Source organism: Pseudomonas sp. S2_A05 (assembly GCF_054668485.1).
Window position 1 is genome coordinate 3843394 of the sequence record NZ_CP162775.1, and the last position, 14670, is coordinate 3858063.

At 59.6% G+C, this 14670-nt stretch carries 13 protein-coding genes; 5 read left to right on the top strand and 8 right to left on the bottom strand.

Annotation, left to right across the window (positions count from 1 at the left end):
- Window positions 1-7 precede the first annotated feature (7 nt).
- Window positions 8-2074 carry a carbon starvation CstA family protein gene (locus AB4O12_RS17515; protein WP_041477781.1) on the bottom strand — a complete coding sequence of 689 codons (2067 nt, stop codon included), beginning with the start codon at window positions 2072-2074 and terminating at the stop codon, window positions 8-10.
- A 159-nt stretch (window positions 2075-2233) separates the two neighbouring features.
- Here AB4O12_RS17515 and AB4O12_RS17520 point away from each other — a divergent pair, with 159 nt between their 5' ends.
- Window positions 2234-2602: a PilZ domain-containing protein gene (locus AB4O12_RS17520; protein WP_041477779.1), complete on the top strand. Its 369-nt coding sequence runs from the start codon at window positions 2234-2236 to the stop codon at window positions 2600-2602.
- Between the two features lie 172 nt (window positions 2603-2774).
- Here AB4O12_RS17520 and radA read toward each other — a convergent pair whose 3' ends face one another.
- The 3 genes from radA to katB are packed head-to-tail and all read right to left on the bottom strand — an operon-like array spanning window position 2775 to window position 6337.
- A complete protein-coding gene (gene radA, locus AB4O12_RS17525; RefSeq protein WP_095181861.1) occupies window positions 2775-4142 on the bottom strand; it encodes a DNA repair protein RadA in 1368 nt (455 codons plus the stop codon).
- A gap of 47 nt (window positions 4143-4189) precedes the next feature.
- Entirely contained in the window at window positions 4190-4735 is a 546-nt protein-coding gene (locus tag AB4O12_RS17530) for an ankyrin repeat domain-containing protein (protein WP_150742268.1), read from the bottom strand.
- Between the two features lie 60 nt (window positions 4736-4795).
- Complete coding sequence (gene katB, locus AB4O12_RS17535; protein ID WP_095181863.1) at window positions 4796-6337, bottom strand: catalase KatB; 1542 nt, start codon at window positions 6335-6337, stop codon at window positions 4796-4798.
- A gap of 285 nt (window positions 6338-6622) precedes the next feature.
- Here katB and mscL point away from each other — a divergent pair, with 285 nt between their 5' ends.
- Window positions 6623-7036 carry a large-conductance mechanosensitive channel protein MscL gene (mscL, locus tag AB4O12_RS17540; protein ID WP_024014404.1) on the top strand — a complete coding sequence of 138 codons (414 nt, stop codon included), beginning with the start codon at window positions 6623-6625 and terminating at the stop codon, window positions 7034-7036.
- Window positions 7037-7081: 45 nt separating this feature from the next.
- Here the strand turns inward: mscL and AB4O12_RS17545 are convergent, their stop codons facing one another.
- On the bottom strand, window positions 7082-7858 hold the full coding sequence (locus AB4O12_RS17545; RefSeq protein ID WP_460059251.1) for a ferredoxin--NADP reductase: 777 nt from the start codon (window positions 7856-7858) through the stop codon (window positions 7082-7084).
- A 313-nt stretch (window positions 7859-8171) separates the two neighbouring features.
- Between AB4O12_RS17545 and AB4O12_RS17550 the strand changes: the two genes are divergently transcribed.
- Both AB4O12_RS17550 and AB4O12_RS17555 read left to right on the top strand, forming a co-directional pair.
- Complete coding sequence (locus AB4O12_RS17550; RefSeq protein ID WP_041477771.1) at window positions 8172-8882, top strand: autoinducer binding domain-containing protein; 711 nt, start codon at window positions 8172-8174, stop codon at window positions 8880-8882.
- A 174-nt stretch (window positions 8883-9056) separates the two neighbouring features.
- The gene (locus AB4O12_RS17555) at window positions 9057-10181 is read left to right on the top strand and encodes a methyltransferase (protein WP_375122713.1); all 1125 of its coding nucleotides are present in this window, start codon (window positions 9057-9059) and stop codon (window positions 10179-10181) included.
- Window positions 10182-10253: 72 nt separating this feature from the next.
- On the opposite strand, the gene AB4O12_RS17560 is transcribed toward AB4O12_RS17555, so the two are convergent.
- The 3 genes from AB4O12_RS17560 to AB4O12_RS17570 all read right to left on the bottom strand — a co-directional run bounded on the left by AB4O12_RS17560 (window position 10254) and on the right by AB4O12_RS17570 (window position 12963).
- The gene (locus tag AB4O12_RS17560; RefSeq protein WP_016773090.1) at window positions 10254-10421 is read right to left on the bottom strand and encodes a DUF2474 domain-containing protein; all 168 of its coding nucleotides are present in this window, start codon (window positions 10419-10421) and stop codon (window positions 10254-10256) included.
- Between the two features lie 85 nt (window positions 10422-10506).
- Complete coding sequence (gene cydB, locus AB4O12_RS17565; RefSeq protein WP_016773089.1) at window positions 10507-11514, bottom strand: cytochrome d ubiquinol oxidase subunit II; 1008 nt, start codon at window positions 11512-11514, stop codon at window positions 10507-10509.
- Window positions 11515-11517: 3 nt separating this feature from the next.
- Entirely contained in the window at window positions 11518-12963 is a 1446-nt protein-coding gene (locus AB4O12_RS17570) for a cytochrome ubiquinol oxidase subunit I (RefSeq protein ID WP_024014409.1), read from the bottom strand.
- Between the two features lie 470 nt (window positions 12964-13433).
- Here AB4O12_RS17570 and AB4O12_RS17575 point away from each other — a divergent pair, with 470 nt between their 5' ends.
- The gene (locus AB4O12_RS17575; protein ID WP_252876936.1) at window positions 13434-14669 is read left to right on the top strand and encodes an MFS transporter; all 1236 of its coding nucleotides are present in this window, start codon (window positions 13434-13436) and stop codon (window positions 14667-14669) included.
- The last annotated feature ends 1 nt before the right edge of the window (window position 14670 follow it).

Genomic DNA, 14670 nt, shown 5'->3' on the forward strand with positions numbered 1-14670 from the left:
CCTCTGGTTACGCATCCGGCAGGGCCTGGAATGGCGATTCTTTATCCGTACGCTCTTTCTTGCCCCAGGCGGCGATGCCGACCTTGAGCGCATAGAACAGGATGCTGAACACCACGAACAGGAACAGCGCGGTGAGTGTGGCGTTGGTGTAGGCGTTGAAGATCACGTGCTGCATCTGCTCGACGCTTTTCGCCGGCGCCAGCACCTGACCGTTGGCCAGCGCATCGCTGTACTTCTTGGCCAGGGACAGGAAGCCGATCGCCGGGTTGGCGTCGAACAGCTTGATGAAGCCAGCAGTGGTGGTGCAGATCAACAGCCAGGTGGCCGGCAACAGGGTGACCCAGATGTAGCGCTGGCGCTTCATCTTGATCAGGACCACGGTGCCGAGCATCAGCGCGATACCGGCGAGCATCTGGTTGGAGATACCGAACAGTGGCCACAGAGTGTTGATGCCGCCCAGTGGATCGATCACGCCCTGATACAGCAACCAGCCCCACATCGCCACACAACCGGCGGTGGCGATCAGGTTGGCGGTCCAGGATTCGGTGCGTTTCAGCGCCGGTACGAAGGAGCCGAGCAGATCCTGCAGCATGAAACGCCCGGCACGGGTACCGGCGTCCACAGCAGTGAGGATGAACAGCGCTTCGAACAGGATCGCGAAGTGGTACCAGAACGCCATGGTGTTTTCACCCGGCAGGACACTGTGCAGGATCTGCGCGATACCGACCGCCAGGGTCGGCGCACCGCCAGCACGGGCCAGAATGGTGGTTTCACCGATGTCGTGGGCCACGGCTTGCAGCGCCTCCGGCGTGATCGCGAAGCCCCAGCTGGTGACCATTTGCGCCACTGACGCGGCATCACTGCCGACCACGGCGGCCGGGCTGTTCATGGCGAAGTACACGCCTGGCTCGATCACCGAAGCGGCAACCATGGCCATGATCGCCACGAACGATTCCATCAGCATGCCGCCGTAACCGATGTAGCGGGCGTTGGTTTCGTTATCCAGCAGCTTCGGCGTGGTGCCCGACGAGATCAGCGCGTGGAAACCCGATACCGCGCCGCAAGCGATGGTGATGAACAGGAACGGGAACAGACCGCCCTTCCACACCGGGCCGGTGCCGTCGACGAACTGGGTCAGCGCCGGCATTTTCAGCTCGGGCATGGTCACCAGAATACCGATCGCCAGGGCGACGATGGTGCCGATCTTGAGGAAGGTCGACAGATAGTCACGCGGCGCCAGAATCAGCCAGACCGGCAGCGACGCGGCGACAAAACCGTAACCGACCAGCATCCAGGTAATCTGCACACCGGTGAAAGTGAAGGCTTTGGCCCATACCGGATCGGCAGCAATCTGCCCGCCCAGCCAGATCGAGCCGAGCAGCAGCAACACACCGACCACGGAGATCTCGCCGATGCGGCCCGGGCGGATGTAGCGCATGTAGATGCCCATGAACATCGCGATCGGGATGGTCGCCATCACGGTGAAGATGCCCCACGGGCTCTCGGCGAGGGCCTTGACCACGATCAGCGCCAGCACCGCGAGGATGATGATCATGATCAGGAAGCAGCCGAACAGTGCGATGGTCCCGGGAATCCGGCCCATCTCTTCACGCACCATGTCGCCCAGGGAACGGCCGTTGCGTCGGGTCGACATGAACAGGACCATGAAGTCCTGCACCGCGCCCGCCAGCACCACACCGGCAATCAGCCAGAGTGTGCCGGGCAGATACCCCATCTGCGCCGCCAGCACCGGACCGACCAGCGGCCCCGCGCCAGCGATGGCCGCGAAGTGGTGACCGAAAAGAATGTGTTTGTTGGTCGGCACATAGTCCAGACCATCGTTGTTGAGCACGGCGGGGGTGGCCCGACGCGGATCCAGTTGCATCACGTTGTTGGCGATGAACAGACTGTAGTAACGGTACGCAACCAGATAAATGGCCACGGCAGCGACCACAATCCACAAGGCGTTGATCGCCTCGCCGCGGCGCAATGCCACTACGCCCAGGGCGCACGCTCCTACGATTGCCAGCACGAGCCAGGGTAAGTGGCGCAGCAGGCTATTATTATTTTTCATTTTATTATTCCAGCCAGGGTGGACAAGAAAGACAGCCACCCCGAGTTTAGCGCTTACGGCGCCAAAGGCCATACCCCGACATAGGTCTAGACGCTTGAGCGATTGGCTGGCGCCCGCATTCGCGGTCTATAGTCAGCGAACCTTCATGAGGATTGCGCCATGAGCGAGCACCCCGCCAATCGACGTCGTTTCAAACGTATTGCGTTCGATGCCCGAACCGAGCTGAAACAGGGCGAATACATCTGGCCGGTCAAACTGATCGACCTGTCGCTCAAGGGCCTGCTGATCGAGCGACCGGAGCCGTGGCTTGGGGATAAAGAGCAGGACTTCCTAGTCGACATTCATCTGAGCGAAGACGTCGATATCGAAATGGACGTGCATCTGGCCCACGAGGAAAACGGCCACTTGGGGTTCATCTGCCGGCACATCAGCCTGGAATCGATCCAGCGCCTGCGCCGCTTGATCGAACTGAATCTGGCGGATGAGGCCGAGCTGGAGCGCGAACTGGGTGCGCTGATCGAAATCTAGCGCCACCCCCAACCCCGAATTGGAATGCCCTGTGGTGAGGGGGATCTATGTGGTGAAGGGACTTATGTGGCGAGGGGATTTATCCCCGTTGGGCTGCGCAGCAGACCCGTTTTTTTCAGGGCCGCTACGCGCCCCAACGGGGATAAATCCCCTCACCACAGAGGTTCGGCGTTCACTCAAACAGTGCGTCAAGTGCTTGTTCAAGGCGGGTCACGGCAATGATCTGCAACCCCGCCGGCGATTCCTTCGGAGCATTACCCTTCGGCACGATGGCGCGTTTGAAACCGTGCTTGGCCGCTTCTTTCAGCCGCTCCTGCCCGCTTGGCACCGGGCGCACCTCGCCGGACAGGCCGACTTCGCCGAACACCAGCAGATCATGCGGTAACGGCCGATTGCGCAAACTCGACATCACCGCCGCCATCAACGCCAGATCCGACGCTGTCTCCAGCACCTTCACGCCACCGACCACGTTGAGGAACACGTCCTGATCGTGGGTCGGAATCCCGCCGTGGCGGTGCAGCACCGCGAGCAACATCGCCAGACGGTTCTGATCCAGCCCCAGCGTCACCCGACGCGGGTTGGCCAGATGGCTGTCATCGACCAGTGCCTGCACTTCCACCAGCATCGGTCGGGTGCCTTCCCACGTCGCCATGACCACACTGCCCGGGACTTCTTCCTGGGCGCGGGTGAGAAAAATCGCCGATGGGTTGGAGACTTCTTTCAGGCCCTTGTCGGTCATGCCGAACACGCCCAATTCGTTGACCGCCCCGAAACGGTTCTTCACCGCACGCAGCAGACGTAGACGACCATCGGATTCACCTTCGAAATACAGCACGGTATCGACCATGTGTTCCAGAACACGCGGACCGGCCAAGGCGCCCTCTTTGGTGACGTGGCCGACGAGGAAGATCGCCGTGCCGCTCTGTTTGGCGTATCGCACCAGCAGCGCCGCACTTTCACGCACCTGCGACACGCCGCCCGGCGCCGATTGCAGCTGTTCGGTGAAGATGGTCTGGATCGAGTCGATCACCATCACCTTGGGTTTTTCCTGGCGGGCAGTGGCAATGATGGTTTCGATGCAGGTTTCGGTCATCACCCGCAGTTGATCCTGCGGCAGGCCGAGACGGCGGGCGCGCATCGCCACCTGCTGCTGGGATTCCTCACCAGTGACGTACAGCGCCGGCATGCTTTTGGCCAGATTGCACAGGGTTTGCAACAGAATGGTCGATTTGCCGATCCCCGGATCACCGCCGATCAGCACCACCGAGCCATCGACCAGACCACCGCCGAGCACGCGGTCGAGCTCACCGGAGGCGGTGGAAAAACGTGGAATCTCTTCGATGCTGACTTCGGCGAGCGTCTTGATCTGCGCCTGCTGGCCAGCCCAACCGGTGCGCCCGGTAGGTGCCGTGGCGCCGCCGCTTTCGATCATGGTTTCAGTCAGAGTGTTCCAGGCACCGCACTCGCCGCACTGCCCGGCCCACTTGGGAAAGGTTGCGCCGCACTCGGTGCAGCCGTACATGCGCTTGGCCTTGGCCATCAGAACCCCCGGAACAAAAGACGCGATGATAACGCAGCCATCGATGATCAGCGCGGCGCAGCGGTACGGATTTCGCCGCTGGCCAGACGCGCGGCGCTGTTGCCCAGCGGATCCTCGGCATTGAGGTCAGCGCCCTTGGCTTTCAACGCATCAAGCAATTCCAGACGCTTGAACAGCCCGGCGTACATCGCCGCTGTCTGCCCGGCGCCGTTACGCTGGTCGGGGCTGCAATCGGTGGCCATCAGGCGCCGGGCGATCTGTAATTCGCCTTTGAAAATCGCACCCATCAGCGCCGTGTTGCCGCGCTGGTCCTGAGCACAGGCATCCGCGCCAGCGGCGAGCAGGCGTTCAACCGCCGGCGCCTGACCGTGATAGGCCGCCAGAATCAGCGCGGTGTACCCCTTGCTATCGCGGGTATCGAGGGAATAGCCGGACTCGATAAAGGTCTCGAGCATCGGCACATCACCCCGGCGGGCGGCGTCGAAGTAGTAATCCTGCAACTGCGCCTTGATCGCTTCGGGGCTCTGCTCGACCGGGGTTGCCCACGCAGTAAGCGACAGGCACCCGGCCAGGCACAAAAGAAAAATACGCATCGGGCTCTCTCCTTGAACGCACGCGAGGCCGCACTGGCCCTCGCGTGCGCCGCATGGCTATCAGTCGGTCAGTTTCGCCGCCAGTGCTTTCACACGGCTGAGGTCGCCCTTGGCCACTTCGGTCACACCGCTGCCGTACTCAGGGTCGGCCTTGTACAGGAACGACAGGATGATGTGCTTGCTCTCGTCATCAGTGGTGGCCAGTGAGCCGCCGAAGCTGTCGATCAGGTCGCGGCGTTCCTGCTTGCTGTACGAGCGATACAGATCACCGGCCTGCTTGAAGTTCTGCTCACGCTGGATCTTCGCCTGCTGGGTGCTGCCCGCCAGCGCCGACTGGCTGTAACGCGCCGCTGGCGTTTCTTCACGCTGTTGCAGGCGGCTTGGCTGGTAGTTGACGCCGGACTGGCTGGCGCCGAAATTCATCGCACCATCCTGATTGCCATTGTTCACTGCGGTTTTCGGTGCGTTGATCGGCAATTGCAAAGCGTTGGCGCCGAGGCGATACATCTGCGTATCGGCATAAGAGAACACTCGCCCCTGCAACAAACGATCTTCCGAAGGTTCGATACCCGGAACTACGTTGGCTGGAGCCATGGCAACTTGTTCGGTTTCCTGGAAGACATTGGCCGGATTACGGTTCAGGACCATTTGTCCAACTTTGCGCTCGGCAATACCCGGCCAGATCTTGGTTGCATCCAGTGGATCGAAATCAAACTTGGACAAATCCTGTGGCTTGAGAACCTGCACGTACAAGTCCCACTTCGGAAAGTTACCCTTGTTGATATTACTCACCAAGTCGTTGGTCATATGACTGTAATCCTGACCCTGAACTTCGCTGACTTGTTTTGGCGTGAGGTTCTTGATGCCTTGAAGACTCTTCCAGTGAAACTTCACGTAGTGAACTTCATTCTTGGCATTGATCAGCTTATAGGCATGAACACCATTGCCATCCATTTCCCGATAACTGGCCGGAGTGCCGTAGTTGGAATACAACTCGGTCAGCGTGCGGGTGGCTTCCGGTACATGGGAGAAGAAATCGAACCGGCGCGAATCGTCATCGAGGTTGGTGCGCGGATCGGGCTTGAAGGCGTGGACCATGTCCGGGAATTTGATCGCATCACGGATGAAGAAGGTCGGGAAATTGTTGCCGACCAGATCCCAATTGCCGTCAGCAGTGTAGAACTTGGTGGCGAAACCACGCGGGTCACGCAGGGTTTCCGGGGAATGATTGCCATGCACCACCGCCGAGAAACGCACGAATACCGGCGTGCTCTGGCCTGCGGCGAACACCTTGGCCTTGCTCAGGTCGCTGAGGTCATCGGTCACGGTGAAGGTGCCGTGAGCGCCGGTGCCGCGTGCGTGTACGACGCGCTCGGGGATGCGTTCACGATCGAAGCGCTGCAGCTTCTGGATCAGTTGCACATCCTGCAGCAGCACCGGGCCGTTGGCGCCGGCAGTTTGCGAGTTCTGATTGTCACCGACTGCCGCGCCGTTATCGCGGGTCAGCGGAGCGGCGTTGACCGAGAAGGTCAGCAGCCCGGCAGTCAGTACGCCGAAGGTGCGGCGGAAGGGAAAAGCCCCCAGTCCAGGAGTGGATGTCATATCAGGTTCCTCTGGTTTTATTGGGCGCATCCAGGTGCGCCATACCAAGGCTAGAGGCCTGTGCCGCAGAACATAAATAGAAAGAACGTAACACCATGATTGAAGAAATTGGCTTTCCCGTCAGCGGGTTAGCGCGTATTCCGCGCGCGATTGCTGGCATTTTGCAAACTAATCTTCAATTGATGTGTCGATAAAAACGGGCATTGTAAGAAGGTGTTTCGCGCAGGAGGCGTTTCGCTGATTTACACTGCCAACACCAAACTCATCTGTAACAAGGAAATAACTATGGGCGTGCTTAGCGAGTTCAAGGCCTTCGCGGTCAAAGGCAATGTGGTCGACATGGCCGTCGGTATCATCATCGGCGCGGCGTTTGGCAAAATCGTTTCGTCGTTTGTCGGCGACGTGATCATGCCGCCGATTGGCCTGTTGATCGGTGGGGTGGACTTCAGTGATCTGGCTGTCACGCTCAAAGCCGCCCAGGGCGATGCGCCCGCAGTGGTGCTGGCTTACGGCAAATTCCTGCAGACGGTGCTGGATTTCGTGATTGTCGCTTTCGCGATTTTCATGGGTGTCAAAGCCATCAACCGCCTCAAGCGTGAAGAAGCCGTAGCACCGACCGCGCCGCCGATCCCGAGCAAGGAAGAGCAACTGCTGGGCGAAATTCGCGACCTGCTCAAGGCGCAGAACGAGCGGCCCTGAGGCATTCGGTAGTCATCAAAACGGCACCCGCGGGTGCCGTTTTCGTTACCAGTAATTTTCCACCGCAACCTGCCCCGGCTTGCGCGTCAGGCTCAGGCGCATGTCGCGCTGTTTCAGCAAGGCGCGGGTGTCGTCGATCATCTGCGGGTTGCCGCACAACATCACACGCGAATGCTCTGGCGAGAGCTCAACGCCCGCCGCACGTTCCAGCTCGCCGTTTTCAATCAGCGTAGTAATCCGGCCCCCCAGCGCGCCTGGATGCGCTTCGCGGGTCACAGTGGGGATGAATTGCAGCTTGTGGGCGTATTCGCTCAGATAGTCCCGTTGCGCCAACCCGGCGATCAACTCCTGATAAGCCAGCTCCCGCGCCTCCCGCACGCTGTAAACCAGAATGATTCGCTCGAATTTCTCCCAGATCTCGAAGTCCTGCAGGATCGACAGAAACGGTGCCACCCCGGTGCCGGTGGACAGTAACCACAGGTCTCGGCCATCGACAAAGCGATCCAGCGTCAGGTAGCCGAACGCCTGGCGTTCTACCATCAAGCTGTCGCCGACCTGGAGCCGGCTCAGCTCACTGGTGAATTCGCCGCCCGGCACGACGATGGAAAAGAACTCGAGAAACTCGTCGAACGGCGACGACACCATCGAATAGGCGCGCCAGACCGTGCTCCCATCGGCCTTGGTGACGCCCAGTCGGGCGAACTGGCCGGCACGAAAGCGAAAGCCGGGGTCGCGGCTGGTGCGCAGCGTGAACAGGTTCGGCGTCAACGGTTGCACATCGAGCAAGGTCTGGGTGGTGTACTTCTCGGCACTGGCAGTCATGAGGCACTCCTTGAAACGATTGCCTACAGTGTCCCGCAAAACCGCGCTGCCAAACACCTGCCAACGGTAATGATATTGACAGAATCAGCGCTGCACATTCGATGTGATGTCAATTTTAGATCTAGAGTAATAACTTTAAGATGGCAGTTAAAATATAACAGCGCGTATTGCTAAGAACACTTTATAAAAAACATCAAAGTTTCAATCTCGAAAAAATGTAAGGCGTTTCGCAGGAAAGATCCTACACTTCGATTCGTGCCGGATCTTTTGGATCCATTCCGCACCCCGATATCAAGATACAGAGGCAAAGTTCATGGAAACGTGGAAGGAATCACAATTGAAACAACTGACATTTGCCAAAGGCATTGAAGCGGCATACCCGATACTGCTGAGATTTGCCGAGAATCTGGGCTTTAACTACTGTGCAATAGCAGTGACGTCCCCTCATCGTGATGTCCACCTGAATGCCTTGCAGATCAATAACTACCCTAAAGAATGGAACATTCAGTACAACAAAGAGAACTTCCGCAATATTGATCCGGTAATAGCGCATTGCAATCACTCAATATTACCCATCGTCTGGGAAGAAAGAGTCTTCAACGATGCACCCGAGTTGTGGCAGGCGTTGAAACAGAATGGGCTGCAGCATGGCTGGTCGCAGGCCTTTCATGACGAAACCAGCGGTTTGTGCAGCATCATCAGTCTGGCTCGAACCCACTGCCCGATCAGCCCGCTCGAACTGTATGAGCATTACGGTTATCTGTTTTTTGCCAACCGACACTTCAGTGACCTGTATGCCCGCACCGTTCCCACACCGGCCAAACCCAGCAAACCGAGGCTATCGTCCCGGGAACTGGAGATCATGAAATTGTCCGCCATGGGCAAGACCGCTCACGATATTTCGAGAATCCTCAGCCTGAGCGAACGCACCGTTAACTATCATGTGCAAAACGTCATCGAAAAATTCAACGTCTGCAACAAGATTTCCGCAGTGATTGCCGCCGCTCGTGCCGGGATTATCTGACTGACGAGCGATATCGCACGGTAATCCTGCGAGTATTTACGCGCAAAAAAACGTACCATTCAGGCCTTTCCGAGTGATGACGCAACCTGCTTGCATCGCAGTCCACTCGGTCGGATCCCGTCGCACCATCTGCTGGCAACGGGATATCTGCCGAATATCCTGAGTCCCCGCCCCATGCCCTTGCTCGAAACGCCTTTCGCCCAGCTCGACCTGATCCGCCAGCCTGAACAGCAGAATGAACCGCTGCAAGCCTTCGATGCGGCGGACGAATACCTGCTCAATCATCTCGCCAGCGAACAACCTCAGAGCAGCACCCGCGTGCTGGTGCTCAATGACAGCTTTGGCGCCTTGGCGATCAGCCTGCTGGGCAAGGTCGAGGTGAGCAGCAGCGGCGACTCGTTCCTCGGTTTCGTCGGGCTGGAAAAGAATCTGCTACGCAATGGCCAGGCGTTCGATGCGATTCGTCCGATTCCGGCCAGTGAGCCTTTGGTCGGGCCGTTTGACCGGGTGCTGATCCGCGTTCCCAAGACGCTGGCGCTACTGGAAGAACAGTTGATCCGCCTGCAAGGGCAACTCGCGCCGGGCGCGCAAGTGATCGCCGCCGCCATGGTCAAGCATCTGCCGCGCGCTGCCGGCGATCTGCTCGAGCGCTACATTGGCCCGGTGCAGGCGTCGCTGGCCGTGAAGAAAGCCCGACTGCTGATCGCCACGCCTGAAACCAAAGCGCTCGCCACATCGCCCTATCCGACTCGCTATCGCCTCGACGAACCGGCAATCGAACTGCTCAACCACGCCAATGTGTTCTGCCGCGAAGGCCTCGACATCGGCACTCGCGCTTTTCTGCCGCATCTGCCGAAGAACCTTGGCAGCGCGCGAGTCGCCGATCTCGGTTGCGGCAACGGTGTTCTGGCAATCGCCAGCGCCTTGCAGAACCCGGATGCGCATTACACGCTGGTCGACGAATCGTTCATGGCGGTGCAATCGGCTGCCGAGAACTGGCGCGCGGCATTGGGCGATCGCGAAGTCATCGTGCGCGCTGGCGATGGTCTGGCCGGGCAGGCGCCGCAGTCGCTGGACGTGGTGCTGTGCAACCCACCGTTCCATCAGCAACAGGTGGTCGGCGATTTCCTCGCCTGGCGCATGTTCCAGCAGGCGCGCGAGGCGCTGGTGGTCGGCGGTGCGCTGTACATTGTCGGCAATCGGCATCTGGGCTATCACAGCAAACTGGCGCGCTTGTTTCGTGGCGTCGAGCAAGTGGCGGCCACGCCGAAATTCGTCATCCTCAAAGCGCGCAAATAAATCTGCGGCATAAAAAAACCCTCCGTGAGGAGGGTCGCAAGTCCATACCCGAAGGCGCCGGGACGGGATATTTCAGTGGGTGGTCAAACCCGCGGCATTCATGAACATGCGCATCAGGCTGGCGGCGATGAACAACACGCCGACACTGCCAACCCAGATCAGGGCCAACCAGCCGAGCCGCTGCCACAGCGGTTTTTTTTCGGCTTCTTCAATGTCGTGCAGGGAATGTTTGCCGGTCATTGCATCGATCTCCGTTAAGCCAAGGCGTCACTGCGGACGCCTTCGCGAGCAGGCTCGCTCCCACAGGGCAAGCCCAGCAATTGGATTAGTGATAACCATCTTCGTGGGTGACCTTGCCGCGGAACACGTAGTAGCTCCAGAAGGTATACCCCAGGATGAACGGGATGATGAACAACGTGCCGACCAGCATGAAGCCCTGACTTTGCGGCGGCGCGGCGGCGTCCCAGATCGAGATCGACGGCGGCACGATGTTCGGCCACAGGCTGATGCCCAAGCCACTGTAGCCGAGGAAGATCAGCACCAGGGTCAGCAGGAACGGCGTGTAGTTGGCGTTACGTGCCACCGCGCGGATCAGGCCGTACAAAGTGACCAGCACCAGAATCGGCACCGGCATGAACCAGAACAGATTCGGCATGCTGAACCAGCGTGAGGCGATTTCCGGATGCGACAGGGGTGTCCACAGGCTGACGATACCGATTACCGCCAGCAGCACGAACGCCAGCGGCCGCGCCAGGTCGTGCATCTGTTCCTGCAACTTGCCTTCGGTTTTCATGATCAGCCAGGTGCAGCCGAGCAAGGCATAGGCCACCACCAGCGCCGCGCCGCAGAACAGCGTGAACGGCGTCAGCCAATCCAGTGAACCTCCAGCGAACTGGCGATTGACCACCGGCAGACCATCGATGAACGCTCCCAGCGCCACGCCCTGAAAGAACGTCGCCGCGATCGAACCACCGATGAATGCCTTGTCCCACAGGTGACGTTTTTCATCCTTCGCCTTGAAGCGGAACTCGAAGGCCACACCGCGAAAGATCAGGCCCATGAGCATGAAGATCAGCGGCAGGTACAGCGCCGACAGCACCACCGAATAGGCCAGCGGGAAGGCGCCGAACAACGCCGCCCCGCCCAGCACCAGCCAGGTTTCGTTGCCGTCCCATACAGGGGCGACCGTATTCATCATCACGTCGCGATCGGTCTTGCCGGGCACGAACGGGAAGAGAATGCCGATGCCCAGGTCGAAGCCGTCCATGACCACGTACATCATGATGCCGAAGATGATGATCACGGCCCAGATCAGCGGAAGATCGATACCCATGAGTCAAATCTCCTTGGTCAAGCGAGTGTTGTCTTCGTGCTCGCCCTCGGCCGGATCGTCGGCTGCGGACAACGGACGCGCCGGGGTGCGTTTCTTGCCTGGACCACCGTCCGGCGTTTCACTGCCTTCGCTGATCTTCGGCCCTTTGCGCACCAGGCGCATCATGTAGCCGAGCCCCGCGCCGAACAGCGCGAAATACACCACTACGAACATGATCAGGGTGATGCTCATCTGCATGAAGCTGTGGTTGGACGAAGCATCTGCGGTGCGCATCAGGCCATAGACCACCCACGGTTGACGGCCGATTTCCGTGGTGAACCAGCCGGCAAGAATTGCGATCAGGCCGGACGGCCCCATCCACAACGCCAGATGCAGGAACGGCCGCGAGGTATACAGCGAATCGCGTTTGCGCAGCCACAGACTCCACAAACCGGTGAAGATCATCAGGAAACCGAGACCGACCATGATCCGGAAGGACCAGAACACGATGGTCGAATTCGGCCGGTCTTCCGGTGGAAATTCCTTCAGCGCCGGTACTTGTTTATCCAGCGAGTGGGTCAGAATCAGGCTGCCGAGGTATGGAATCTCTACGGCGAACTTGGTGCGTTCCTCTTTCATGTCCGGCCAGCCGAACAGGATCAGCGGCGTCGCTTCGTCGCCATGGTTTTCCCAGTGGCCTTCGATCGCAGCGATTTTTGCCGGCTGATGCTTGAGCGTATTGAGGCCGTGGAAGTCGCCGATCACCGCTTGAATCGGCGCGACGATCAATGCCATCCACATGGCCATCGACAGCATGGTGCGGATCGCCGGGTTGTCCCTGCCGCGCAGCAGGTGCCAGGCCGCCGACGAGCCGACGAAGAACGCCGTGGCGACGAACGCCGCCGTGGCCATGTGCATCAGCCGGTAAGGGAATGACGGGTTGAAGATGATTGCCAGCCAGTCGGTGGGGATGACCTGACCGTTGACGATTTCAAAGCCTTGCGGGGTCTGCATCCAGCTGTTGGAGGCGAGAATCCAGAAGGTCGAAATCAGCGTGCCGATCGCTACCATCACCGTCGAGAAGAAGTGCAGGCCGCGCCCGACCTTGTTCCAGCCGAACAGCATGACGCCAAGGAAACCGGCCTCAAGGAAGAACGCGGTGAGCACTTCATAGGTCAGCAACGGCCCGGTGACGGCACCGGCGAAGTCGGAAAAACGACTCCAGTTGGTGCCGAACTGATAAGCCATGACCAGCCCGGAAACCACGCCCATGCCGAAGTTGACGGCAAAAATCTTCGACCAGAAATGGTAGAGATCGCGGTAGGTGTCGTTGCGGGTCTTCAGCCACAAGCCTTCGAGCACCGCCAGGTAACTCGCCAGGCCAATCGTGATGGCCGGGAACAGAATGTGGAACGAGATGGTGAACGCGAACTGAATTCGGGCGAGATCGAGAGCCTCTAAACCGAACATATGGCTTCCTCTGTCAGGTAATACGGGTAGCTGGCCCGGAGGCCTGCACCACTGCCCCCACGGATATGGAGTGCGGCGAATTCGGATTCGTTCTTTTTTTGCAACCATCGCAACGCAGGGAGTCTGGCCAAATGGCCGCCAGATCAGTTCCGGTCGGGGTCTTGATCTGGATCAAGCAACGTTGAAAGAGTAGTCCCATTTTTACCAATGAACTGCGTGGTGGTTTGCCGCGTGACAAGTTGCCTCACTCCCCTGTGGCGAGGGGATTTATCCCCGTTCGGCTGCGCAGCAGTCGTCGCTTCCAGCTTTTGGGGCCGCTGCGCGACCCAACGGGGATAAATCCCCTCACCACAGGGTTGATTGTCAGCATGAAAGATCGATGTCTGGCTAACTGAATTGTTTCTCCTAGCAACTTCCTGTTACAGACTGGTGATAATCTCGCCGTTCACTCGCCCAAGACCTGCCTTCAGATGCCCATTCAAGAGCCCCTGCTGTTACGTCACCATCGACCATTCATGGCCTTTTGGCTGGCGCGGATTTTCACCGCCAGCGGTTTCCAGATGCTCACCGTCGCGATCGGCTGGAACCTGTATCAGCTGACTGGCAACGTGCTGGATCTGGGCCTGGTCGGTCTGGTCGAATTCGCCCCGCGCGTGCTGTTCATGCTGCACACCGGGCACGTTGCCGATCGCTATGATCGGCGCAAGGTCGCCGCGCTTTGCCAGTCGTTGCAGGCACTGATTGCCTTGGCGCTGGCTATCGGCAGCGCCACCGATCACGTCACCCGCGAGATGATTTTCATCCTCGCCTTCCTGCTCGGCGCCGCCCGTTCGTTCGAGATGCCGACGACTCAGGCGCTGCTGCCGAGCATCGTCCCCAGTGCGCTGTTCCCCCGCGCAGTTGCCGCCGCGCAATCGGCGCAACAGTCGGCCACTATCGTCGCTCCGGCTCTTGGCGGTTTGCTCTACGCGTTCGGCAGCGTCTGGGTCTACGGCCCGACCGTGCTGCTATACGTGATCGCCTGCACGCTGATGCTCAACCTGCCGGCACGCCAGACGCCATTGAATAAAGGCAAAGCCACGCTGGACTCGCTGCTGGCGGGAATTCGCTTCATCCGCAGCCGCCCGGACATCCTCGGAGCGATCTCGCTGGACCTGTTCGCCGTGTTGCTCGGTGGCGCCACAGCGCTGCTGCCGGTGTTCGCCAAGGACATTCTGCTGACCGGCCCGTGGGGCCTTGGCCTGTTGCGCTCGGCGCCGGCGGTGGGTGCGTTGCTGATGTCGCTGTTTCTGGCGCGATTTGCCGTGGAACGCAATGTCGGCCGGGTGATGTTCACCGCCGTCGGCATCTTCGGCGTCGCTACCATCGCGTTCGGCCTGTCGACCTCGTTCTGGTTCTCGCTGGCGGTGCTGGTGGTGCTCGGCGCAGCGGACATGATCAGCATGGTCATCCGCGCCTCGTTCGTACAACTGGAAACCCCCGACGAAATGCGCGGCCGGGTCAGTGCGGTCAACGGCCTGTTCATCGGCGCATCGAACCAGTTGGGCGAATTCGAATCCGGCCTCACCGCCCACTGGTTCGGCACCGTGCCGGCCGTGGTGATGGGCGGGATCGGCACGCTGGTGGTAACGGGGACGTGGATCAAACTGTTTCCGACGTTGGCGAGTCGGGATCGGATGCATGTGCCGGTGGAAGAGAAGGCCTGAA